This window comes from Paraburkholderia sp. SIMBA_054 (genome assembly GCF_046534875.1).
Classification (GTDB): domain Bacteria; phylum Pseudomonadota; class Gammaproteobacteria; order Burkholderiales; family Burkholderiaceae; genus Paraburkholderia; species Paraburkholderia hospita.
Map to the genome: position 1 here is coordinate 1 of NZ_JAWRXV010000774.1, position 272 is coordinate 272.

At 60.3% G+C, this 272-nt stretch carries 1 pseudogene; it reads right to left on the bottom strand.

Annotated features, from left to right (window positions below):
- A pseudogene (locus SB822_RS57205) lies at positions 1 to 272 on the bottom strand (ISNCY family transposase); the annotation flags it as partial.

Below are 272 nucleotides of genomic sequence, written 5' to 3' on the forward strand. Positions count from 1 at the left end.
CGTGAATTCGCGTTGTTTCTTCTTGTCCGGCAAGCGGCTTTGAGATCTGGTCGGCGCGCCCAGATGCGTTCTTGACGGCGCCTTGCCGATCCGACTGTTATCGCGTTGCGCCTGCATCGCCTGCGAGACCTGGAGCACGTGACCCAGACGCTTGTGCTCGACGATGGCCCCCTGATCGACTTCTGTCAGCCGGTCATATGAGTGGCACGCAATCGCCTTGCCATCTGCACGGATCTCGATACGCCCGTCCGGGTACTCCCACACCTCGATAT